This is a genomic window from Paraburkholderia phymatum (assembly GCF_038900715.1).
GTDB lineage: Bacteria > Pseudomonadota > Gammaproteobacteria > Burkholderiales > Burkholderiaceae > Paraburkholderia > Paraburkholderia phymatum_A.
The window spans coordinates 461,560-484,519 of the sequence record NZ_JAYMRZ010000002.1; the positions used below are offsets into that span (position 1 = coordinate 461,560).

Sequence of the window (22,960 nt, forward strand, 5' to 3'; positions counted from 1 at the left end):
ATGCGATGGGTAATGCGATGTGTAGCGCGTTATCGCAGCCGATAGCCGATGCGACTTATTCGGCGAACAGATCCGGCCCGAACACCTCGTAGTGAATCTTCGATTCGTGGATGTCCATGCTCTTCAGCTTGTCGTGCTGCATGCGCATGAACGGAATCGGCCCGCAAATGTAGTAGTCGGCGTCGGGCAGCATGACCTCGCTCGCAATCCGGTCGAGTTCGATGAAGCCGGAATGGTCGTAGTCCTGTCCCTGCACGTCGGCGGGCAGCGGCGAATCGTAGAAGATGATCGCGCGGAAGTTCGAATGCGTCGCGACGGTCTGCTTCAGCTTGTCACGCATCGCGTGGACGGCGCTGTTGCGCGCGCCATGCACGAACACGACGCGGCGCGCCGGGTCCTGGATCGCGCGCTTGAGCATGCTGATCATCGGCGTGAGGCCGACGCCGCCGCTGATGAGCACGATCGGCGTCTTCGCGTCGACGTCGATATGAAAGCTGCCGTAAGGCGCGGCGAGTTGCAGTTCGTCGCCGACTTTCACCTGTTCGTGCAGCAGCGACGACACGTAGCCTTCGCGCCGTTGCGCGTCGCCCGCTTCGCGCTTGACGGTGATCCGGTACGTCCTGCCGTTGGGCATGTCGGACAGACTGTACTGGCGAATCTGCTGCAGCCCCAGCGCGGGCACGCGCACCGCGACGCTCGTGTACTGGCCCGGCTCGAAGTTGACGACAGGCTTGCCGTCGGTGGGCTCCAGCACGAATGACGTGATGACGCTGCTTTCAGCGCGCTTCTCCGTCACGACGAACGTGCGCCAGCCCGTCCAGCCGCCTAGCTGCGCGGCTGTCTCTTCACGCAATTCGCTTTCCATGCCCATCAGCACATCCGCGAGATTGCCGTAGGCCTGCGCCCAGGCAGAAATGATCTCGTCGGTAGCCGCGTCGCCGAGCACGTCCTTGATCGCGCCGAGCAGATGCTCGCCGACGATCGGATAGTGTTCGGCACGCACATCGAGGCTCGCGTGCTTGTTCGCAATGTTCCTCAGCACGGCCGCCAGGCTGCGCGGGTCTTCGATATTTTCCGCATACGCATAGACGGCGCGCGCGAGCGCCTGTTGCTGCTGCCCCTGCTCCTGGTGCGCCATGTTGAACACGTTCTTCAACTCGGGATGCGCGTCGAACAGCCTCGTATAGAAGCGCTGGATGATCGGGTATCCATGTTCGGCGAGCACGGGAGCCGTCGCCTTGACAATGTCCTTCGTACGCTGTGTGAGCATCGTTCCCTCCATTTGGTGGTCGCATTGCATCGCGCGTGCGCCGCATACGGGATGCCTCGCCCGCGCTGGTCTTGCCGCCTTCTCGTCGAATGAAACCGGCTGGCGTCGGCCGATTCTCATCGCGAAATCGATCGACCGCCTATCAAGTTTTCAATTAAGCGCCCGTTAACAAAACCGCGGCGATACGTTGCTGCCTCTCGCGCTCGTGACGAGCCAGATTCACGGCTCATTTTCGAAAAGACAACTATGAAATTGAAAGATCTGCCCGTGCGAACGGGTTTTATCGCAGTGCTCGCGCTATTTGGGACGCTGGTTCTGGCGACCGCGTTGTTCGGCATCTACTCGCTCACGCGGACCAACGCGTTGTCCGAGCAGATCAATACGCTCAACGCCGAAACCGTCCACCTCAAGGATGTATATATCAACAATCTGAAGACCCGTAGTGCGTTGAGCCGCGCCTACATCGCGCTTTCCGCGAATCCCGCGGACAAGGATACTGCCGTCGCGGCCGCGCAAGGCTACTACGACGTGGCGAAGAAGGCGTTCAGCGCCTTCGAGTCCATCCCCAAGGAAACGGCGGATCAGCAGCAGGCGGCCAATCGCGTCGCCGACGCATTCCATACGCACGCGAATGCGATCGACCAGCTCTTCAGCGCGATCGGCAAGAACGATGTGACCGCGTATGCGCAGACGAACGAAGGGCCGATGACCAGCACGAGCGCGGCGTTCGGCAAATCGGCGGACGCGTTCTTTGCGGTGGCCTCGCGTGAATCGGCGCAACTTCAGAACGCCAAGGCACGGAACGCAGCCTTGCTGAAAGGTATCGCCATCGGCCTGCTGGCGTTGTCGTGCGCGCTGATCGTGCTCGTCTACTACGCGCTCGATCACACCGTCGTGCTTCCGCTGAGGGAAGCGATGAACGTGCTCGCGCACGTGTCGCGCGGCGATCTGACCGTCGCGATTCGTCATGAATCGACCAACGAGATCGGTAAGCTCTTCGAGTCGATGCGGGACATGAAGCGCAGCCTGGGCGGCATCGTGCAGGCCGTGCATGGCGGCACCGACACCATTGCGACAGGCGTTCATCAGATGGCGAGCGGCAATACGGATCTGTCGCAGCGCACCGAGGAACAGGCCGCCGCGTTGCAGGAGACGGCCTCGTCGATGGAGCAGTTGACGGGCACGGTGCGCCAGAACGCCGACAACGCGAAGCAGGCGACGCAGCTCGTGCGCAGCACCGCGCTCATCACGGAACAGGGCAATCGCGCGGCGCACGACGTCGTGCTGACAATGCAGGGGCTGTCGGACCTGTCGGGAAAGATTGCGGACATTACGAACGTGATCGAAGGCATTGCGTTCCAGACCAACATCCTGTCGCTCAACGCTGCCGTGGAAGCCGCGCGCGCCGGTGAAGAAGGGCGCGGCTTCGCGGTCGTCGCGAGCGAAGTCCGTTCGCTTGCCCAGCGCAGCGCCAGCGCGGCGAAGGAAATCAAGGAACGCATCACCGATTCGCTCGGCCGCGTCGAAGCGGGCACGCAGCAAGCCCGACAGGCAAGCCAGGTGATGGCCGATATTTTGACCTCGGTAAACAGGGTCAACGATCCGATGGGCGAAATCGCGGCTGCTTCCGAAGAGCAATCGTCGGGCATCGAACAGGTCAACCGCGCGATCGCGCAGATGGATCAGGTGACGCAGCAAAACGCGGCACTCGTCGAGCAGGCTTCGGCAGCCGCGCTTGCGCTCGATGAGCAAACACTCGCGCTGAAAGGTTCGGTCTCGGTATTTCGCGTCGAAGGCGCGCGAACCTGACAGGCCCGCTGCGCCGCCTTGACATCCAATGCGCATCAGACGAATAATGAGCCGCCGTTCGTTTATCGAAGTAACGTTCGAGTAGCGAACGCCCTGCCGAAGCGTGCAGCGCGGTCAGCAGGCGCGGGCTCGGCGAGGACGCATCGCGTTCCCGTCGGCTTGCGCACAGAGTCGTGACCTCTTTCCCTCATCAACGGAATCAGACCAGGCTTGCCGGCATGCGTGCGTCGCTTATCGGCAGGCCGCGTATCCCTCTTCTTCTCGCCGGTCCGCAAACGGCCGGGCCCTACACAGGGCAATACCGCAGAGCAATGCACATGAAGCGAGACACCTACCCTACCCCCGCTGCAAGCCAGCCTGCCGGCTCACGAGGGGTCGTCGAAGGCCTGGTTTATGTTTTCGAGCGTGTCATGCCAGATCCGTTCGTGCTGTCCATCGCCCTTACGTTCGTCGTGGCCGTGCTGGCGCTTGTCATCGCGCCGCAAGGCAAGATGCCGACGCTGCTCGACGCGTGGTACACGGGCACCTTCGGCATTCTGGGCTTCGCGCTGCAGATGATCCTGATTCTCGCGACGGGCTACGCGATCGCAGAGGCCCCGATCGTCCAGCGCGGATTGCGCGCGCTCGCCGCCCATGCGCAGACGCCCGCGCGCGCCGCGCTGCTCGTGTTTCCCGTCGTCGCGATCGCGGCGTGGTTGAACTGGGGGCTCGGCCTGATCGTCGGCGCGATGCTGTCGCGCGAGATTGCCCGCCGCGTCAAGGTCGACTTCGCATGGCTCGTTGCCGGCAGCTATTCGGCCTGGTCGATCTGCAACAGCGGGCTTTCGAGTTCGATCGCACTTTCGCAGGCCTCGCATGGCAACGCGCTGAATCTCGTCGAAAAGGCGACGGGCCACGTCGTGCCGCTGAGCGAAACCATTTTCGCGCCGTTCGTTTTCATTCCGACGCTGCTCGTCGTGATCGTGATGACGGTCATCTTCATCAAGATGCATCCGAAGCCGGAGAACGTCGTCGCGTTCCACAACGCCGATGAAGACGCAGGCAACGCGGCCGACGCCGACCCGCATGCGCGCACGGGCGAATCCGCATCGTTTGCAGCGCGCCTCGAACAGTCGATGCTCGGCACGCTGCTTCTGCTCGCGCTCGGCATCGGCTACCTGTGGATGGCGTGGCACGGAAAAGAGTTCGACCTCGACATCAACACGACGATCCTGATCTTCCTGCTGATCGGTCTCGCGCTCCAGCGCACGCCGATCGCGTATGCGAACGCGATCCGCCGCGCCGCGCGTCAGACGGGCTCGATGCTGCTGCAATATCCCGTCTACGGCGGCATCATGGGCATCATGAAGGGCACGGGGCTCGCATCGATGATCGCGAAAGCGTTCGTGACGATCGCCTCGCCCGCGATGCTGCCGATGTGGAGCTTCCTGAGTTCGCTGATCATCACGCTGCTGGTGCCGAGCGCGGGCGGCCACTGGGCCGTGCAGGGGCCGTTCGTGCTGCCTGCTGCGATGAGCCTGCATGCATCGGTGCCGCGCACCGCGATGGGCGTCGCGATGGCGGAGAACGTCTCCAACATGCTGCAGCCGTTCTGGGCCGTGCCGATCGTTGCGATTGCCGGCATCCGCATTCAGCGCGTGATGGGCTATACGGCCGTCACGTTCGCCGTTTCGCTCGTGATTTATGCTGTCGCGCTGTGGCTCGTGCCGTAAGCATTCGAACGACAAAATGTCGACCGTTCGCGGCGAGCTTCCGATTCGCTAGAAGCGCGTCGATACGCCGATGCGCGCGAGCGTCTGCGAACGGTTGCTTGCTGCCGCGCCCGGTTGCAGCAGTGCATTGATCCATGCCTGTGTCACCGCGTTGTCGCCGCTCGCGCGCTGATAGATGACCTGCCCGTAGACTAACGTGCGCTTCGACAGGTGGTACTGGAGCGCGCCGCTGATCTGATGCGCGCGGTTGTGGTCGAGCGTCTCGTTGCCGTGCATGAACGTGTAGTCGAGACCCGCCGACCACGGCCCGCCGATCTCCCACTGCGCGCCCGTCTTGTACACGTCGATCTGCGCGCCCGTCGCCGTGTTCTTCGTATTCGTGTACAGCAGCATCGCGAGCACGCTGCCGAGCTTGCTGTCGAACTGATAGTGCGCGCCGAAGCCGAAGTTGCGGATGCCGTCGTGGCCGTTGCCAAGCTGCGGATACTTGACCTCGACATACGCGGCCCCTAACCCGAGCGGACCGTTTGCATAGTTGAGGCCGAAGCTCATCGTCGAATCCGCCGAGAACGAGCCCGGCACGCCGCCGAATCCATACAACGCGCCGAACCGCAGTCCTGAGATTTCGGGGCTGCGGTACTTGACCGAGTTCGGCACGCGCGTCGCGCCCGCCATACGGTCGAAATCGAATGAGCCCGTGGGGTTGTCGGGCACGCCCAGCGCCGTGAACGGCCCTTGCCGGAAGTCGTAAATGCCACCCGCGAGAAACGCGCCGTCGAAGAGCCCGAGCGTCAGCGATTCGAACATGAAGTCGTACTGGCTGCCGAACGTCACCGTGCCGAAGCGGTCGTTCGACAGCCCGACGAACGCCGTGCGATTGAAGAGCTGATTCGCGCCCGGAATCGTCGAGCCGTTGCCGAGATCGAATTGCGACGTCAGCTCGAACAGCGCCTTGTTGCCGCCGCCGAGGTCTTCGGCGCCCTTGAAGGTCAACAGGTTCGGTGCGTACACGCCGCTGTCGAACAGCGTCACCGCGCCGCCGTGCTGGTTGTTCACGTAGGTGACGCCCGCGTCGATCATGCCCGTCAGCGTCACGCTGCTTTGCGCTGAAGCAGCCGCCGGCGATGACAAAGCGATTGCGCCGACCCACAGCGAAATTCCCGTTCGTTTCATTCCGGCTTTCTCCGATGCCCTGCGTTGCCCCTGCGTTGTCACGCAATGCCCCGCGTTGTCCCGCGTTGCCCTCGTGACTGGCGGCATAGCGTGCCAGAGTCAGAGCATTCACGTCGGCGAGGGTCCCGATTCGACGTCGAGCGCGAGACGGGCGTGACGCCAGGGCATGACGCTAGTGGTCCCAGTCACCTTCGTGGCCGAAGGTCGGCACGCAACTCGACGGCGCGAAAAAATTGCCGACACACGACAGCCGAAGGCTCGATGAATGCATCCGTGCAACTCGCCGGCGAAATCGCTGCGGAAGGGGCAAACTAGGAATGACCATCCCGCAAGAAAGAGGAGTTCTTCATGCCCGCTCAATCGCTCAGCCTGAACGATCGCGTCGCTCTCGTCACAGGCGGCTCGCGCGGAATCGGACGCGCCATTTCGATTGCGCTTGCGTCAGCCGGCGCCGCCGTCGCCGTCAACTACCGGCAACGCGAGAGCGAAGCCGCTGACGTCGTCGCGGAAATCGAGCGCGCCGGAGGCCGCGCGATCGCGGTCCGCGCCGACGTATCGATAGCAGATGAAGTCAAGGCGATGATGCAGGAAGTGGGAAGCCGCCTCGGCGCTGTCGATGTGCTCGTGAACAACGCGGGCACCGCGACGATCGTCGACATCGACGATCTCACGGAAGCGGAATTCGATCGGACGCTCGCCGTCAATCTGAAGTCGGCGTTTCTCTGCACGCAAGCCGTGTTGCACGGCATGCGGGCGAAACGGTGGGGACGCATCGTCAACCTGTCGTCGGCGGCCGCGCGCGGCGCGGGGCTGGTCGGCATTCACTACAACGCGTCGAAAGCCGGCATCGAAGGTCTCACGCGCGGCTATGCGGCACGCCTCGCGCGCGAAGGAATCACCGTCAACGCGGTTGCGCCGGGACCCATCGACACGGAAATGGCCGGGCCGCTCAAGGCGGCCAATGTCGCGGAACGGCTGCCCGTCGGGCGCCTGGGCGAAGCGAGCGAGGTCGCGGATGTCGTGCTGATGCTCGTCGGCAACGCGTTCGTCACGGGCCAAACGATTCCTGTCAACGGCGGGATTAGTTTCGTGTAGTCGCTTTGTGGTGCGGCTTTGTATTGCGGCTGAGTATAGCGGCTTTGTGTTGCGGCTGTGTGTTGCCGCTTTGTTTTGCGGCCCGATATTGCGGCTGTGTAGTGCGGCTTCGTGTTACCGCTTCGTGTTACCGCTTCGTGTTACCGCTTCGTGTTACCGCTTCGTGTTACCGCTTCGTGTTACCGCTTCGTGTTACCGCTTCGTGTTACCGCTTCGTGTTACCGCTTCGTGTTACCGCTTCGTATTTCCGCTTCGTATTTCCGCTTCGTGTTGCAGCTCGGTGTTGCCGCTTCGTACAAGCTCGCAGCCGCAACGCTCGCGCAATGCAAGTGCCGATGCGCGAGCCCAGCATTGCGCTCACTTCATGCCGCAACGGATTACGTCTTTTGCTCGCATGCGCTCGCAGCAGGATAGGGCTCCAGCAGAGCGATCGACCCCGTCTCCAGCAGCGACTTGAGATTGGAAATGACCTTCGGCCATCCACCGGACACCGCGTCGATCAGCTTCGACTGTTCGCGCTCGATCGTGTGCGTGATCGAGAGCTTGACGGCCGATCCGCTGGGCTCCAGTTCCATCGTGCACAGCGACGCGCCTTCGGCTTTCAGTTCGGGCTTGTTCTCGTGCTGCCAGCGGATCACGAGACGCCGTGGCGGTTCGGCCTCGACGATCTCGCCGGCATCGAAGAGTTGCCCCGCGCTGGACACCAGCTTCCACGCCGATCCCGCCTTCCACTCGCTTTCGCAGTGCATGCCGAACCAGTACTGCTTCATGAACTCCGCATCGGTCAGCGCCGACCACAGCTTTTCCGGCGTGGTGCGGATGTAGGTCACGTAGACAAAGGTCGATCTAGTCATTGCCTTTCTCCAGACGTCGCTTCAGTTTCGAAAGCGCCTTGAGGCGCGGCTTCTCAAACTTGGCAATCCAGCGCTCGTAGATTTCCTGTAGCGGCACCGGATTGAGGAAGTGCAGCTTTTCGCGCCCGCGCCGCACGGTGGCGACGAGGTTCGCCGCCTCCAGCAAATCCAGATGCTGCGTGACGCCTTGCCGCGTCATGTCCATGTGCTCGCACAAGTCGTTGAGCGTGCGGCCGTCGTGCGCGTGCAGCAAGTCCAGCAGCTTGCGCCGGCTCGGATCGGCGAGGGCTTTGAACAGCAGGTTGTCATCCGGGCGTTCGGCCATGAACGGCGATATGCAAGTGATCTCTTGCACGAATAATAGGCAAGCGATTGCTTGCATGTCAAGTGGTCGTTTGCGATTGACCGTGCGCGTTGCAACGCGTCGCGCAAATGCTGAACGACGTCACATCACCTGCATATGCCGATGATGTGACGTCGTTCGGAAAGCAAAAGCGCCGACGCGTTCAAGGAAGCAGCGCCGACACGTCGAGGTCGGCCATCTTGTCGAGTTCGTCGCGGCGCGAATCGCAGGCTCGACGTATCCGCGCGCCTTGCGCAATCCACACGGCCAATGAGATCGCCGCGAGGCTGCCTAGCGCGACAAACGCAAGCGAAAAGCCGAAGCGGCTCGCGAGCCATCCGCCCAGCAACGGACTCAAAGAGGCGCCCGCCGCTTCCACGCCCTTCACTGCGCCTTGACCGAGATTCACGCGGCCGCTGCCATGCAGCAGATGCACGACGAGCGCGGGTATCGCGACGCTTTGCAGGCCGGAGCCGACGCCATCGAATATCTGCACGGGCAAGATGCCCAGAGGCGTCGTGAGCCAGGCAGCGGTGAATGCTCGCAGAGGCAATGTGATCAACGTCGCGAGGATGATCCACCAGAAGCCCCAGCGGCGAATGAGACGGCTCGCGTACACCGCTGCGATCAACATCACGACCTGCGAAATGATGATGTTGGCCGCTGTGATCTGGCTTGCGCCGTCCTGGTGAGCCGCCGCGGCTGCGAGGCTGTAGAGCGGCAACATCGCGGAATTGCCGAGGTTGAATGCGGCGAGCACGACGGCAAGCACCAGCAGCGGCCGGCAGCGCAGCAGCACGCGCATGCTGTCCGCGTGTACTTGCGACGGGTCCTGCTCGTCGTCGTGCGCGAGGCCGCGCGCATAGTGTCGGTGCACGGCGCGCGGCGGAATCAGCAGCACGGAGCCGATGCACGCGAGACCGAACGCGGCGGAAAGCGCGAACACGTATTCAATGCCGAGCCACCATCCGAGCACGCCCGACAACGCCGCCGCCGCGATGTTGCCCGCATGGTTCGCGACCTGATTGCGGCCATACTGCCGGTCGAAGTTCTTGCGCCCGGCCATGCCGAGCGTCAGGCCGGCCAGCGTGGGACCCATCGCCGCGCCGGCAATCGCCGTCGCGATCTGTGACAACGTGACGGGCCAGAAGCGTTGCGACAGCCAGATCACGCACGCGGCGGCGATCGTCAGCGCGCCCGCGCCGACGACGATCGCGCGCCGATGAGACGTCGCATCGACGAGCGCGCCAGCAGGCGCCGTCACGAGCATGCCGACGATTCCGCCGAGCGTCAGCACGGTGCCGATCGTATCGGGCGTCCATCCTCGCGCCTGCAAGTAGATGCCGAGAAACGGGCCCACGCCCGCCTGCACGTCGGCCGCGAAGAAACTGACGGCCAGTAGCGGTTTGGTGGGCTTCACGTGCGTGGCGAACGCGTCGACGGGTCCCGCTGACGCGCCTGCGCCGCGTTCACCCGCTGCGCTGCCTCGCGCCATTCGACGGACAGATCGTAGTCAGGGTCCGCGCAACCCGCGCCCGCCTTCTGCGTGACGGGCGCCTTGCGGCCCTCCTGATACGCCTGCCACGCAATCGCTTCGAGGCGCGCGATGGCATCGTCTTCGGCGCGGAAAGCGGGATCGTAATAGCGCGCGTTGAAGCGCTCGCGAAACGCCTCGCGCGTCATTTTCTGCGTCACCTGTCCTTTGATCACGACAGGCCGCTCACCGTCGGACTTCTTTGTCGGGCTCGTCACGAGATTCAATCCTGCTTCGATCGCCGCCATGACGCGCGCAAAGGCGCGCGAACGCTACCCTTCCTGCAAGCAGCGTACCCACGCCGATTCGATCGTCCGATGACCGTCGATGACGCGAACTTCAGACGCCGAACGGATAGAGGTCTGGCGCGCGCTCGGTGGCGCGCGTGGCAAGCGGCGCGATCGCGTGTGACGAGTCGAACCATACGAACGCGTCGAACTGTTCGGAGAGCGTCGCTTCCATGTAGTGACTGTGCATCTCCGTATCGGGCCGGTAGATGACGCCGATGAAGCGTTCGAGTCGCGACTCCCGCAGGCGCTCGCGCAACTGCGGATGCGCCGTGCCCGTCAGATCGACCACGCAGCGCGTCTGGCCGGATGCATGGAACTGATGCTCGTAACTGTCGGGCCGCGAAGGCCGCACGACCCTGATCTGCATCGGACCGTCCCAGTCGGACGCGGCGGCCACGGTGCCCACATGCGTGCCGAATCCCACGAGCGCGACGGCGTCGCCGAAGCGCTCGCGGCAAAGCTGGCCGACGTTAAGTTCGTCGCGCACGCGGCCCATCTCGGTTGCGGCCGCATCGCCGATGTGCGAGTTGTGCGCCCACACGACCGCCTTGCCATCGGGTCCACGCGATTCGAGCAGATGCTCAAGCGTTTCGAACATATGGGTGTCGCGCAGATTCCAGCTATCGGCGGCGCTCCGGTACATCATCCGGTAGTAGCGCTCGGCCGATGCGACGAGCCGCGCGTTCTGCGCTGCGTCGAACCAGGTTTCGGCATCCTCATGCGCGTCGTCGAGACGCGTGCGCAATAGTTGCCGCAATTGCTCGACGACGGCATCTTCGCAGGTCTTGAAGCCCGTCGAGAACGCCGCCCGCCCATACACCTGAGGGTCTTTCTGCCAGGGCGTCAGGCAACCGTAGCGCTCGCGCGCAACGGCTGCCGCTTCGGGATCGGTGCGATCGAGATAATCGAGCACGGCCGCCACCGACGCCGCCAGGCTATACATGTCGAGACCGTAGAAGCCGCAGCGCTGCCGCGCGTCGAGCGGCTCGTTGTGGCCGCGCAGCCAGCGAACGAAGGCGGCGAATTCTTCGTTGCGCCACATCCATGCGGGAAAGCGCTGGAATGGAAGCGCGTCGCTTCGCCCATCGCGCTGCCGCACGTAACGATCGACGCTGGCCGCGTCCGGCCAGTCCGCCTCGACAGCGACGATATCGAAGCCGTGCCGTTCGACGAGACGCCGCGTGATCGCCGCACGCGCGTCGTAGAACTCCGACGTGCCGTGAGTGTTCTCGCCCAGCAACACGATGCGCTTCGCCGCGAGGAAATCGAAGACACCGCCGAAAGATGCATCGTCGAATGCGGGCAACGGACGCGCCGCCTCCGCAATCAGGCCCGCGAGCGACATCGCTTGCGATCGCTCGCGCTCCGATGTACGCGCGGCTTGCGGCGATGCGGCGAGCGCATCGTCGATCTCCGGCCAGCCCTGCTCGCCGATCAGCGGCACGAAATGCACTTCGCCCAGGTCCTCTTCGTCGAACTGCGTCGCGCTCTTGCGCGTGAGCTTGATGAGCCGCTGACGCTCGCGATGCACGCCGATCGGCATCACCAGCCGTCCGCCCATCGCGAGCTGTTCACGCCATGCGGGCGGCACGTCCGGGCCGCCCGCAGCCGCAATGATTGCGTCGAACGGCGCGCGCGCAGCCCAGCCGAGCGTGCCGTCCGCGTCATGCACGTCGATATTGGAGAAGCCGTTGGCAGACAGCGTTTGCCTCGCCGATGCCGCGAGCGACGTATCGCGCTCGATGCTGTCCACATGCGATGCAAGCCGCGATGCGACAGCGGCCGCGTAGCCCGACCCCGTGCCGACGTCGAGCACGCGATCTTGCGGCGACAGTTCCGCCGCCTCGATCATCTTCGCGACGATGAACGGCTGCGAAATGGTTTGACCGCCCACTAGTGGCAACGGCGTGTCGCTGTAAGCAAATTCCGTCAAGTGGTCCGGCACGAACACATGTCGCGGCAACGTGCGCATCGCATCCAGAACACGCGGATCGCGAACGCCTCGCGATGCGATCTGCCTGTCCACCATTTGCTGCCGCTCGAAATCGAATGCTTCCATTTTTTGCAGGGACGTTATTGATGAATACACCTGCATTGCGAGCATCGGCTGTTCCCCGAATATACTGTCGCGCTTGTGAGAGCACTTCGGCTGCTTACGTGCGCCACGACCTGCTCGATGCCGAGCGCCAGCTTTCGCAGGCCCGCCAGCAACATGCACAGGCGACGATGCAGGGGTCCACCGATCTCGTCTCGCTGTACAAGGCGCCTGGCGGCGGCTGGCAGGAGGATGCCGTCCGCGAGTTACAGCCTCGCTGACGTGACGCATCGTCGTTCTCCATAGCGCCCGATGCAATGGCCGCGCGCCGTTTGCACGCGATGCGGCTCACGTCACTCGCTCACGTCACTCTTCGTCGTCGGGCAAGACCTGGCCGGGCTCCAGATCCTGAATCTCAACCAGCTCGCCGTCGATGACCATTTCCGCCCCTGGCTCGATCGTCTCACCCAACACCGGGTCGCCGTCCACGATCAGGCGGATGGGCGTGTCACCCTCATTGGTCACTCTCACTTTCATCGCAGTGCTCCTTGACGTCATTAAAGTCCGATGATCAACCGGCTCCTGCATGTACCTGCAAGAACGCGGCCCGCTCCTTGCGGCGTGTACGTCGCCGCAAAGAGCCCATGTGCACCATCCGCGACGGGGCGAACGCTGGAATATGCGTTGCTATACCGACTATATACGGACGGGCGCGCGTCGTCAGGCGCCATACCGTTCGCAAAGGAGCTTCCGACATGAAACTCATCGCGCGTCATTTCGCTGTCGCGCTCGCAGCCGCCGCGTTTGCATTCGGCACAGCCGCTTGCAAAAAGGTCGACGATAAAAATGCCAACAGCGACGCCAGCAGCATGGGCTCGGGCAGCAGCGGCGTGATGAGCAACACGGCGAGCATGAGCGGCACGCCGGGGCAAAGCGCGGCGGCTAAAGGCGCCAGCGGCAACGCGCCCGCTGCGAGCATGCCGTCCCCATCGAGCGAGGCGCCCGTCGCCAGCAGACCTTCGGCGGGTGCAAGTGCCGTGCCTTCCGGGGCCAGCCGATAGACGATCATGAAGACCATCACGACGTAGACCACCAGGACGCAAACCGATTGGAGAACCGATATGCCGATAATCGCCCGAGTCATCGAAACCTTGACGGAAGCCAATGCGGCGCGCGACGCCGTACTGCGCTGCGGCGTGCCGCCCGACTGCGTGACGCTATGGTCGCAAGCCGACGAAGCAGGCGGCGTGCGCGGCAACTTCCTGACGGGCGACTGCGAAACGGGACGTTCGGAACCTGACGAATACGACCGCAGATTTAAAGACGTCGATACGGGCGCAAGGTTCACGCTCAGTGTGGACGCGAGCGACGAGCAGATGCCATCGGTGGAAGCCGCGCTCGAGGCGAGCAAGCACGACGGCCGATGACGCGGTCCCGTCCATTCGCGCCGCCCGTCAGTTCGCAGTCACTTCGAGGTCACTTCGAGCTCGCTTTGAGCTCAATTCGCCCCGCGATCGAACGCGGGGCTACCGTCGCCGGCGAGCTTGCTGCCCGCCGCCGCCAGTCTTTTCATCAGCAGTTCCTTTTGCGTGGCGAGTTCCTCGCCGAGCGTCACGAGATCGATACCGCTCTTGAGCAACTCGGGAAACAGAACCGATTCCTCTTCCTCGATGTGATGACGCACGATCCCCGACAACACTTCGAACGTCGCATCGAAACCGCGGTCGCCGGGCTTCAGCCATTCGAATCGTGCGACCAGCGTTTTCATCACGAAGTGCTCGACGTAGGCTTCATCCACGTCGATTTCCTCTGACTGCTGCAACGCGTTGTACGCGGCGGGATAAAGAATCTTTTCCTCGATCAGCGTGTGAACGGTCAGTTCTTCGCATGCGCGCTGCACGAGCGCGCGCTTCGCTTCGTGGTCGGTGTCCGCTATCCGGTGGAATGCGTCGAAGAGTTGCTCGGCAATCCGATGGTCTGCCTTAAGCACTTCGATGGCGTCGTGCGCCGCGTTTTCCACGGCGGCCTCGGCTGCGAGTTCCTTGTTTGCGTCTTCGCTCATGATTGCCTCCTGGAAAATTTCGCTAATAGATAAACACGGCGTCGATCGACGTGTCTAGCAAACGCCATTCCGGACGTCTCCGCGATGCGTGCCCGCTCGCGCACGGGTACGGTGATTGCGCGAAGCAGCAAGGTCACGAACCACGCACTGACTGTAGAGGAAGATCATGAAACAACGCTCCGACCATTCACGCGTACAGGATACACACCACAAGAAAAACCCACCGGCCGACGCTGCGCAACAGGCAAAGGACGAGAAGGAAAGAAGCAAACATCCGGCATCGGAAAACGCACTCGAATCGACGCAGGAGAAGAATCCTGTGCCGGACGAATCGAAACGCCAGGCCGATGTTGCCGGATTCGTCACGCCGCGCGCGTTCGTCCGAAGCGGCACATCGATTGCAGCGTGAAGGGTTCATGGATCGCAATCCATGTGAACGCAGGGAGGCCGCGATGGTGAACTGGTTCGAAGGCAAAGTCGCGATCGTCAAAGGCGCCGGGTTCGGCATCTGATGACCTCGAACGGGCAGCCACGTGAAGCGTGAGCACGCGCGCCGAGCATGCGGTTCACTGCTTGCTCCAGTCTTCAATGAAGTTAACCGCTCATCGGCCAGACAGGTTCGATGCACAACTCAGGGAGGAAATAGATGAAGCTCAAATACGCGATCATTTGCACGAGCCTCTATGCGGGCGCGCTCGCTGTTTCGCCGCTAGCCGCGGCGCAAACGGAAGCCGCTTCGACCACATCCGCCAATCCGCTTGCGCAGGCCGACAAGGACTTCGTGCAGGCGGCGTCGATGTCGTCATCGACAGAGATCGACGCGGCCAAACTGGCCACCAAGCATTCGCAGGACAAGGATGTGAAGTCGTTCGCGCATCACATGATGCTCGATCACACCAAGCTGACCGTTCAACTGAAAATGGCCGCGCCTCATGGCGTGACGGTGCCGAAGGACAACTCCGACACGGAACTGGTCGGCGCGCTGCGCAAACTCAATAACAAGGCATTCGATCAGGAATACATCACGAAGGTGGGCCTCGAAGGCCACAAGGAAGCCGTCGCGGCATTCGAGAAAGAGATCTCGGACGGCCAGGACGCGAAGCTGAAGAAGGCGGCGCAAGACGCATTGCCGACCATCCAGAAGCACTATCAGATGGCGCAGGATCTTGCGGCCAAGAAGGGGGTTTCAGAGTAGCGGCGGCAGCGTCGATAGCATAACGGCCGCAATAACAGGCTGGCATCGCGTATGCAACTTCTCGCAGATCGCGGCAGGCAACACGATCCGCGCTGCGTTGATAACCAGGGAGAAAGCTCATGTCACAGCATCCGGCTCGTTCGCAGGATCAACGTCATCCGGGACAACCCAACCCTATCGACATCCAGAAGGCGCTCTCGGGCGTCGACTATCCGACCACGCGCGAGAAGCTCGTCGAACGGGCTCGCCATAATCACGCGAACACGGACATCGTGGATCTGATCGACAAGCTTCCCGATCACAACTACGACAGTCCGGCGGCGGTGTCGAAAGAAATTTCGCGCATCCAGTGATGCAAGCCAGCGCTTCTAGCGATGCGCAACGGCGTGCGGGCTCGCGCATCAGCGTCGTCGTACTGACGCACAACCGGGCCTCACGCCTTCTCGATACATTGCGGCGTCTGCGCGCGCTGCCCGAGCGTCCCCCCATCGTCGTCGCGGACAATGCGTCCACCGACGAGACAGTGCTGATGGTCGACCTCACCTATCCCGACGTACACATCGTCCAATGCGAGGGCAACATGGGCGCGGCGGGCCGCAATCGCGCGGTCGAATGGGTCGATACCGAGTACGTCGCGTTCTGCGACGACGACACATGGTGGGAGCCGGGCTCGCTCGAGCAGGCGGTGCAACTGCTCGACGCGCACACTGAAATCGGCGTGCTCAACGCGCGCATCGAAGTCGGCGAGTCGGGCGATACAGACGCGACGTGTCTGTTGATGCAGCACAGCCCGCTCGATTCGGGCTCGCTGCCCGGCCCGTCGCTCATCGGCTATATGGCGGGCGCCTGCGTGTTCCGGACTGCCGTGTTCCGCGAGGCAGGCGGCTACGATGCGCGCCTTTTCATCGGCGGCGAAGAAGAACTCGTTGCGCTCGACGTGCTCGCGAATGGACACGCGATCGTCTATCGCGACGCGCTTCTGGTCAGGCATCACCCGTCGCCGGCACGCGACAGCGCGTTGCGCCGGCGCACGCTCGCGCGCAACGCGGCGTGGATCGGATGGATGCGTCTTCCTGTTGCGGAGGCATTGACGCGGACGCTGCGCGCATTCTCGATCTTCAGGCGCGAGCGCACGCTATGGCACGACGGCTGTGCGATGCTGCGCGGCCTGCGCTGGGCGCTGCGCGAACGCAAGCGCTTGCCCGATAGCGTGCTTGCGATGCGCCGCGTGGTCCAGCGTCGCGAACGCAATCTGCAATCGATGCCGCAGCCGGTCCAAACCGCGAACACGGGCGAATCGCACACGACACAGTACGAAGAAACGACCGGGCGATAAGTTCTCCATTCCTTATGACGCAAGCGACTCGTCTCGTCTGTCGGCAACATCGCGAATCGCGGCGATCAACGCGGGCGCCGCAATGGGCTTGGTCAGATGCGCGGCGAAGCCGGCCCTGGCCGCGCGGTCGCCATCGTCCGTTTGTGTGTAGCCCGTCAACGCAATCGCGGGCAGACGTCGTTGAGAACACGCTTCATGGTGCGCTTCAAACGCTCTGACGCGTTCGAGTACCTGATAGCCATCTTCCGCGCCCAGCACGATATCGCACAGCAGGACATCCGGCCATTGCTGCGCCGGTGTGCCGGCGAGCACGGCCAGTGCCTCGTCGCCGGACGCCGCGAGTCGCACGCGCGCGCCGCTCGCGTCAAGCACGGCTTCGAGCGCATCGCGCGCATCTTCCTGATCATCGATGGCGAGCACGCACAAGTCCTTCAGCGGCGCCTGCATGTCGAGCGTCCGTCCGTTGCTGACGGCCGGCGGCGCTTCGCGCGGCAAAGCCGCGGCATCGTCGTCGAGAACGGGTCGCAGCGGCAAGACCATCACGTACGCGATGTGGTTGTCGACGGGCATCACGGTGAGTCTGCCCCCAAGCGCGGCGAGCTTCGCTTCCATCGTTCGCGCGGCTTCCTGCGAGAGCTGAACGGAGCCCTCACGCGCGCCCGTCACGCTGATCCACGCATGATTCTGCCGACGCTCGACGCGCAATTCGACACGCCCGCCGATGCGCGTCTGCTCGATTTCGCTCTGGCACAGCATGCCGATCGCCTGTTGCAGTTCGACTGGATCGCCCGTGACCCGCAACTCTTCCGGTGGCACGACCATCCGCCACGTGATGTGCCTTTGCGCGATGGCGGCTTGCAGCGGCGCCATTGCATCGGAGATCACCACATCGAGGCGCAGCGATTGCGCGGATACCTTGCGCTGCAGATGCTCCAGTTCTCCCTGCTGCCATTGAAGCGCCCACATCTTCGCGTAGACGGCGTTGCGCGGCAGCAACTCGTCGTGCGTGCCTTGTTCGACGATGCGCCCATGCTCCATCACGAGTATCCAGTCTGCGTCGACGACGGTCGACAGACGATGTGCGATCGAGATCGACGTGCGCCCTTGCGCGAGCCGGTTCAGCTCGCTCTGGATCGCGCGCTCGGAGCGGGTATCGAGCGCCGATGTCGCCTCGTCGAACACGATGATGCGCGGGTTCTTGAGGATCGCGCGCGCAATCGCGATGCGCTGCCGCTCCCCGCCCGACAGCCGCACGCCGCGTTCGCCGACTCGCGTGTCGTAGTGATCGGGCAGGCGCTCGATGAATTCGTCGAGCTGCGCCGCTCTCGCCGCGCGCACCACATCGGCGCGCGATGCGCCCTGTTTGCCATAGGCGATGTTGTACGCAATCGTGTCGTTGAACAGCACCGTGTCTTGCGGCACGATTCCGATCGCTTCGCGCAGGCTCTTCTGCGTGACGACTTGCAGATCCTGGCCGTCGATCAGCACGCGGCCCGACGTCGGCTGATAGATGCGGAACAGCAGCTTGATCAGCGTCGATTTGCCCGAGCCGCTGCCGCCCACGACGGCAAGACGGTGCCCGGGATGAACGCGGAACGTCACGTCGCGCAGCACCTGGCGCGCGGGATCGTAGCCGAAGTTCACGTGCTCGAACTCGATTGCGCCGTCCGTGATCGCGAGCGGCCGCGCGTTCGGCAAGTCGACGTCCTCGCCCGGCACGCCGCGCGCGACAAGAATCGCAAACATGCGCTCGACGTTGACCTTCGCGTCGTTGGTCTCGCGAAACACGAAGCCGAGCGTATTGAGCGGCATGCACACCTGGATGATGTACGCGTTGATCAGCACCAGATCGCCGACGCTCATCGCGCCCGTCATCACATGCTGCACGGCGAGCAGCAGAACGGCCGCAATGCCCATCGCGATCACGGCGCTCTGTCCGACGTGCAGTGTAGTGAGCGCGCGCTGGTTCGCGATGCGCGCCTCCACCCATTGCGCGAGCACAGCGCCCAGTCGGCGCGTTTCCGTCTCTTCCGTCGCGAAGAACCTGACCGTGTCGTAGTTCAGCAGACTGTCGACGAGCCGCCCGTCCGACTGCGCCTCGATTTCGTTGACGCGGCGCTGCACGACGAGACGCCGCTGCGTAAAGATGTACGTGTAGATCGCATAGCTCGCAAAAGTTGCCGCAATGATGATCGTGAAGGTCCACGAGTAGTTGCGCATCACGATCGCGACGATCGTGCCGATCTCGATGAAGGTCGGCACGATCGAAAAGAGCGCTGTACCGAGCAGGAAGCCGATCCCGTCCGTGCCCTTCTGCACGTCGCGCACGACGCCGCCCGTTTCGCGCTGCGCATGAAAGCGCGCGCCGAGCCGATGCAGATGCGCGAAGGTCCGCTCGGCGAAATCCGCAACCGTGCGCTGGGTGACGGCGCTGAACACCACGTCGCGCGCCTCGTTCAGCGCATCGGCGAAAAAGCGCAGCAGCGCATACGCAAGCACCAGAAACACGGGGAATACGACGGGCGATTCCGGGTGGCTCAATTCGTCGACGATATGTTTGAGCGTCAGCGGAATCGCGACTGCGGAGAGCTTCGCGAAGATCATCAGCGCGAATGACGCGGCCGTGATGGTCCGGTAGCGGAGCATCGCGCGCAGCAGGTCGCCGACGATCAAACCTCGGATGCGCGAAACAGATTGGCTGGCGTGAGTCGTATCCATCGTCCTGTGCCGCCAGCATGCCGTGCGCCCGGCGCCGTGCCCAACGGCCTCCCACATTGCGAAGCGATTTTTACACGAGGCTTGTAATTCGGGGCGCGCCACAGCGCTTCGAGCGATGCGCGTTCAACGAAATAACCATCCGCCCCGAGCGCAACGATGGAAACGCGCGTTCTCACCCAGCGGCACATCGCATGCTGAAACGAAGGTACGCACTGCTCAACTGCGATTGCGAAGAAGCAGCGCCATTCCGATCAACTGCCCTATGTCCATCAGCACACGGGCCATGAAGGAACCAAAAGGGATCACGATGAAGATTGCCATCATCAGCGAACACGCGTCTCCCCTTGCCGTTGCGGGTGGCGTCGACAGCGGCGGACAGAACATCTATGTCGCGAACGTCGCAAGACAGCTGCAGCGTAGCGGCCATCAGGTCGACGTCTTCACGCGGCGCGACCGCGCGTTGCTGCCGTCCATCTCGAACATGGACGGAATCCGCGTGATCCATGCGCCGGCGGGCCCGCCGCTGCAACTGCCCAAGGAGCAGTTGCTGCCGTACATGGGCGCGTTCGCCGACTTTCTGATCGGCTTTTTCCGCCGCGAGAAAACGCCGTATCACGTGATGCACGCGAACTTCTTCATGTCCGGGCTGGCTGGCCTCAAGGTCAGGCGCGCGCTCGGCGTGCCGCTCGTCACGACGTTTCATGCGCTCGGACGCGTGCGCCGGCTTCATCAGGGCACCGACGACGGCTTTCCCGACGAGCGCTTTGCGATCGAGGACGAACTCGTCCGGCGTTCGGACGCGATCATCGCCGAGTGTCCGCAAGACGAAGCCGATCTGATCGACCTGTATCACGCGGACGCCGAACGCATCGACATCGTGCCTTGCGGCTTCGACGCCGACGAATTTCATCCGATGGACCGCGACGCCGCGCGCGATGCACTAGGCTGGCCGCGCGACCGGTTCATCGTGTTGCAGCTCGGGCGCATCGTGCAGCGCAAGGGCATCGACAACGTGATTCGCGGCGTCGGCGCGCTCAAGATGCAACATGGCATCGATGCGCGGCTTTACATCGTCGGCGGCAATTCCGACGCGCCGAATGAAATCGCCACGCCCGAAATCGCGCGGCTGCGCGGCATCGCGACTCAGGAACAGATTGCGAACGAAACGGTCTTCGTCGGCCGTCGCGGACGACGGCGTCTGCGCATGTTCTATAGCGCGGCGAACGTATTCGTGACGACGCCGTGGTACGAGCCGTTCGGCATCACGCCCGTCGAGGCGATGGCATGCGGCACGCCTGTGATCGGCGCGGACGTCGGCGGCATCCGCCATTCGGTGAAGCACGGCGAGACCGGCTGGCTCGTGCCGCCGCGCGACCCCGCCGCGCTCGCGATGAAGCTCGCCACGCTGCAACGCGATCCCGAGCTTGCGCGCCGGATGGGTGAAGCAGGGCTCGCGCGCGCGCAAGCGGAGTTCACGTGGAGCGGCGTGGCCGACTCGCTGACGGACATCTACCGGCGCGTCGCCGACGTGAACACGGTCTTTGCCCGAAGCGAATCGACAGAGGCGCTGCGCTCGGCGGCGGGCGGCGCGGCCGGATAGCGACGCACAACGTCCGAATAGCGTCCGCTCATCTTCCCCACGTCGAGTCACATCCGATATCCGATCCAGCCGAGGTTGCAATGCTTACGCCCTCCCGCATGTCGCACGTCAAGCCGTCTGTCAATCCACATCAGTCGGCCGTCTTTATCGACAAGGACGGCACGCTGCTCGAGGACGTACCGTACAACGTCGATCCGCAGCAGATGCGTTTCGCGCCCGGCGCATGCGAAGCGCTATGCGCGCTCGCGTGCTGTCCGTTCAAGCTGATCGTCATCAGCAATCAGAGCGGGGTCGCGCTGGGGCGCTTCGATATCGGCGCGCTGGATGTCGTCGAAGCGAAGCTGCGCGCGATGTTTGCGTCGTGCGGCGCGACGCTCGACGGCGTGTACTGGTGTCCGCACCATCCCGAAGGCAGCGTGCCGACCTACGCGCAGTCATGCGACTGCCGCAAGCCCGCGCCGGGCATGCTGTTGAGGGCCGCCCGCGAGCACGGCATCGACTTGGGCACGTCGTGGTTCGTCGGCGACATACTCGATGACGTCGAGGCGGGCAACGTCGCGGGCTGCAAGACGATCCTGCTCGACAACGGTCACGAGACGGTATGGCGCCACACGCAAACGCGCGTACCGACCGCTTATGCGCGCGACCTCCATCGCGCGGCGCTGATGATCTTGCAGTACCACGAAAAATGCAGTGCGAGCGCATCCGATCTGTCCGGCCAGGCGGCATGATGAAGAGTCTCGCGCTGCTTCCACCGCCCGGCGCGGCGCATGCGAGCGTCGCGGCATCGCGCGCGCTCGCGCCGTGGGGCGACGACGTCAAGCGCATCCTCTGCGTGCGCACGGACAATCTCGGCGACGTGCTGATGACGACGCCCGCCTTTCACGCATTGCGCGCCGCGTGCCCCGGGCGTCACCTGACGATGCTCGCCTCGTCGGCCGGCGCGGCCCTTGCGCCCTTCCTGCCCGATATCGACGACGTGATCCACTATGAAGCGCCGTGGTCGCGCGCACGCCCGCCGCGCTCGCATCCCGCCGATCTGGCCATACGCGCGTTGCTCGAAGAACGGCGATTCGATGCCGCCGTGATCTTCACCGTCTACAGCCAGAACCCGTTGCCCGCCGCGACGATGTGTTATCTCGCGGGCATTCGGCACCGGCTCGCGCGTTGCCGCGAGAACCCGTATGCGCTGCTCAACGACTGGGTGCGCGAGACGGAGCCGGAACAAGGCACGCAGCACGAAGTCGAACGGCAGCTGACGCTCGTGCAGGCCGTTGGAGCGAGCACGAATGACACGCGCATGCGCATGCGTCTGCACGAACTCGATCGCAGGACACTGGCCGCGACGCTCGCCCGGCGACATATCGATGCCGACGTTCCCTTCATCGTCATTCATCCCGGTGCGAGCGCCGAGTCGCGCCGTTATCCCGCCGAACGCTTCGGCGCGGCCGCCGCGCAGTGTGTTCGCGCGACGGGGATGAACGTGCTGGTCACGGGCAGCGAAAGCGAAGCGTCACTGGTACGCGCCGTGATCGATGCCGCAGGCCCGTCCGCGCGGCCGTTCATGCACGATCTGACGGATGCGTTCGACCTCGGCGCGTTCGCCGCGCTGATCGAAAAAGCGGCGGTCGTGGTGTCGAACAACAGCGGGCCGGTTCATATCGCGTGCGCGTTCGGCACGCCCGTCGTCGATCTGTATGCGCTGACCAATCCGCAGCATGGGCCGTGGCAAACACCGCATCGCGTGCTGTTCAACGATGTCGAATGCCGCTGGTGCTATCGCAGCGTCTGTCCCCAGGGACATCACGCGTGCCTGCGCGGCATCCCGCCCGCCGAAGTCGCAATGGCCGCGCTCGATCTGCTCGACGAAACGAGCCGGCCCTCGTCGGGCGCGCCACTCGCATCCAATGTAATCGCAGCTCAAACGGGGTGAC

22 protein-coding genes and 1 pseudogene are annotated in these 22,960 nt (G+C 63.6%); 12 read left to right on the forward strand and 11 right to left on the reverse strand.

Going from position 1 to position 22,960, the window contains the following annotated elements:
- Positions 1-55 precede the first annotated feature (55 nt).
- Positions 56-1,270: an NO-inducible flavohemoprotein gene (gene hmpA, locus VSR68_RS05410; protein ID WP_342938804.1), complete on the reverse strand. Its 1,215-nt coding sequence runs from the start codon at positions 1,268-1,270 to the stop codon at positions 56-58.
- 246 nt (positions 1,271-1,516) lie between these two features.
- Between hmpA and VSR68_RS05415 the strand changes: the two genes are divergently transcribed.
- Both VSR68_RS05415 and VSR68_RS05420 read left to right on the forward strand, forming a co-directional pair.
- Positions 1,517-3,079 (forward strand): methyl-accepting chemotaxis protein, encoded by a 1,563-nt coding sequence (locus VSR68_RS05415; protein ID WP_342938805.1) that lies wholly within the window; start codon positions 1,517-1,519, stop codon positions 3,077-3,079.
- Positions 3,080-3,396: 317 nt separating this feature from the next.
- Positions 3,397-4,791, forward strand: coding sequence for a TIGR00366 family protein (locus tag VSR68_RS05420; protein WP_342938806.1), 1,395 nt, complete (start codon positions 3,397-3,399; stop codon positions 4,789-4,791).
- A gap of 48 nt (positions 4,792-4,839) precedes the next feature.
- On the opposite strand, the gene VSR68_RS05425 is transcribed toward VSR68_RS05420, so the two are convergent.
- Positions 4,840-5,964 carry a porin gene (locus VSR68_RS05425; protein WP_342938807.1) on the reverse strand — a complete coding sequence of 375 codons (1,125 nt, stop codon included), beginning with the start codon at positions 5,962-5,964 and terminating at the stop codon, positions 4,840-4,842.
- Positions 5,965-6,312: 348 nt separating this feature from the next.
- On the opposite strand from VSR68_RS05425, the gene VSR68_RS05430 reads away from it, so the two are divergent.
- Positions 6,313-7,059 carry an SDR family NAD(P)-dependent oxidoreductase gene (locus VSR68_RS05430; protein ID WP_342938808.1) on the forward strand — a complete coding sequence of 249 codons (747 nt, stop codon included), beginning with the start codon at positions 6,313-6,315 and terminating at the stop codon, positions 7,057-7,059.
- Positions 7,060-7,436: 377 nt separating this feature from the next.
- Here VSR68_RS05430 and VSR68_RS05435 read toward each other — a convergent pair whose 3' ends face one another.
- The 5 genes and pseudogenes from VSR68_RS05435 to VSR68_RS05455 all read right to left on the reverse strand — a co-directional run bounded on the left by VSR68_RS05435 (position 7,437) and on the right by VSR68_RS05455 (position 12,139).
- A complete protein-coding gene (locus VSR68_RS05435; RefSeq protein WP_342938809.1) occupies positions 7,437-7,913 on the reverse strand; it encodes an SRPBCC family protein in 477 nt (158 codons plus the stop codon).
- Positions 7,906-8,238: an ArsR/SmtB family transcription factor gene (locus VSR68_RS05440; protein ID WP_087732560.1), complete on the reverse strand. Its 333-nt coding sequence runs from the start codon at positions 8,236-8,238 to the stop codon at positions 7,906-7,908. The genes VSR68_RS05435 and VSR68_RS05440 overlap by 8 nt, the downstream gene beginning before the upstream one ends.
- 181 nt (positions 8,239-8,419) lie before the next feature.
- Positions 8,420-9,676 (reverse strand): MFS transporter, encoded by a 1,257-nt coding sequence (locus VSR68_RS05445; RefSeq protein WP_342938810.1) that lies wholly within the window; start codon positions 9,674-9,676, stop codon positions 8,420-8,422.
- An 8-nt stretch (positions 9,677-9,684) separates the two neighbouring features.
- Positions 9,685-9,939, reverse strand: a pseudogene (locus VSR68_RS05450) (NADPH-dependent FMN reductase); the annotation flags it as partial.
- A 190-nt stretch (positions 9,940-10,129) separates the two neighbouring features.
- Positions 10,130-12,139 (reverse strand): protein-L-isoaspartate(D-aspartate) O-methyltransferase, encoded by a 2,010-nt coding sequence (locus VSR68_RS05455; protein ID WP_342938811.1) that lies wholly within the window; start codon positions 12,137-12,139, stop codon positions 10,130-10,132.
- 98 nt (positions 12,140-12,237) lie between these two features.
- Here VSR68_RS05455 and VSR68_RS05460 point away from each other — a divergent pair, with 98 nt between their 5' ends.
- A complete protein-coding gene (locus VSR68_RS05460; RefSeq protein ID WP_342939002.1) occupies positions 12,238-12,396 on the forward strand; it encodes a hypothetical protein in 159 nt (52 codons plus the stop codon).
- Between the two features lie 85 nt (positions 12,397-12,481).
- On the opposite strand, the gene VSR68_RS05465 is transcribed toward VSR68_RS05460, so the two are convergent.
- Together VSR68_RS05465 and VSR68_RS05470 are read right to left on the reverse strand one after the other, a co-directional pair.
- On the reverse strand, positions 12,482-12,652 hold the full coding sequence (locus VSR68_RS05465) for a hypothetical protein (protein WP_342938812.1): 171 nt from the start codon (positions 12,650-12,652) through the stop codon (positions 12,482-12,484).
- A 235-nt stretch (positions 12,653-12,887) separates the two neighbouring features.
- Complete coding sequence (locus tag VSR68_RS05470; RefSeq protein WP_342938813.1) at positions 12,888-13,280, reverse strand: hypothetical protein; 393 nt, start codon at positions 13,278-13,280, stop codon at positions 12,888-12,890.
- Between VSR68_RS05470 and VSR68_RS05475 the strand changes: the two genes are divergently transcribed.
- Positions 13,267-13,542 (forward strand): hypothetical protein, encoded by a 276-nt coding sequence (locus VSR68_RS05475; RefSeq protein ID WP_342938814.1) that lies wholly within the window; start codon positions 13,267-13,269, stop codon positions 13,540-13,542. The two genes, VSR68_RS05470 and VSR68_RS05475, sit on opposite strands and share 14 nt — an antisense overlap.
- A gap of 71 nt (positions 13,543-13,613) precedes the next feature.
- Here the strand turns inward: VSR68_RS05475 and VSR68_RS05480 are convergent, their stop codons facing one another.
- Positions 13,614-14,177 (reverse strand): hemerythrin domain-containing protein, encoded by a 564-nt coding sequence (locus VSR68_RS05480; RefSeq protein WP_342938815.1) that lies wholly within the window; start codon positions 14,175-14,177, stop codon positions 13,614-13,616.
- A 166-nt stretch (positions 14,178-14,343) separates the two neighbouring features.
- On the opposite strand from VSR68_RS05480, the gene VSR68_RS05485 reads away from it, so the two are divergent.
- The 4 genes from VSR68_RS05485 (at position 14,344) to VSR68_RS05500 (ending at position 16,708) form a co-directional block, all read left to right on the forward strand.
- Entirely contained in the window at positions 14,344-14,586 is a 243-nt protein-coding gene (locus VSR68_RS05485) for a hypothetical protein (RefSeq protein ID WP_342938816.1), read from the forward strand.
- Positions 14,587-14,823: 237 nt separating this feature from the next.
- Positions 14,824-15,372, forward strand: coding sequence for a DUF4142 domain-containing protein (locus tag VSR68_RS05490; RefSeq protein ID WP_342938817.1), 549 nt, complete (start codon positions 14,824-14,826; stop codon positions 15,370-15,372).
- A 119-nt stretch (positions 15,373-15,491) separates the two neighbouring features.
- A complete protein-coding gene (locus VSR68_RS05495) occupies positions 15,492-15,725 on the forward strand; it encodes a DUF2795 domain-containing protein (RefSeq protein ID WP_090868762.1) in 234 nt (77 codons plus the stop codon).
- Positions 15,725-16,708 carry a glycosyltransferase family 2 protein gene (locus tag VSR68_RS05500; protein WP_342938818.1) on the forward strand — a complete coding sequence of 328 codons (984 nt, stop codon included), beginning with the start codon at positions 15,725-15,727 and terminating at the stop codon, positions 16,706-16,708. Before VSR68_RS05495 ends, VSR68_RS05500 begins: the two co-directional genes overlap by 1 nt.
- Positions 16,709-16,720: 12 nt before the next feature.
- Here the strand turns inward: VSR68_RS05500 and VSR68_RS05505 are convergent, their stop codons facing one another.
- Entirely contained in the window at positions 16,721-19,426 is a 2,706-nt protein-coding gene (locus VSR68_RS05505; RefSeq protein WP_342938819.1) for an ATP-binding cassette domain-containing protein, read from the reverse strand.
- 307 nt (positions 19,427-19,733) lie between these two features.
- Here VSR68_RS05505 and VSR68_RS05510 point away from each other — a divergent pair, with 307 nt between their 5' ends.
- The 3 genes from VSR68_RS05510 to waaF all read left to right on the forward strand — a co-directional run bounded on the left by VSR68_RS05510 (position 19,734) and on the right by waaF (position 22,959).
- Positions 19,734-21,026, forward strand: coding sequence for a glycosyltransferase family 1 protein (locus VSR68_RS05510; protein WP_342938986.1), 1,293 nt, complete (start codon positions 19,734-19,736; stop codon positions 21,024-21,026).
- An 80-nt stretch (positions 21,027-21,106) separates the two neighbouring features.
- Positions 21,107-21,757 carry an HAD family hydrolase gene (locus VSR68_RS05515; RefSeq protein WP_342938820.1) on the forward strand — a complete coding sequence of 217 codons (651 nt, stop codon included), beginning with the start codon at positions 21,107-21,109 and terminating at the stop codon, positions 21,755-21,757.
- The gene (gene waaF, locus VSR68_RS05520) at positions 21,754-22,959 is read left to right on the forward strand and encodes a lipopolysaccharide heptosyltransferase II (RefSeq protein WP_428983458.1); all 1,206 of its coding nucleotides are present in this window, start codon (positions 21,754-21,756) and stop codon (positions 22,957-22,959) included. Before VSR68_RS05515 ends, waaF begins: the two co-directional genes overlap by 4 nt.
- The last annotated feature ends 1 nt before the right edge of the window (position 22,960 follow it).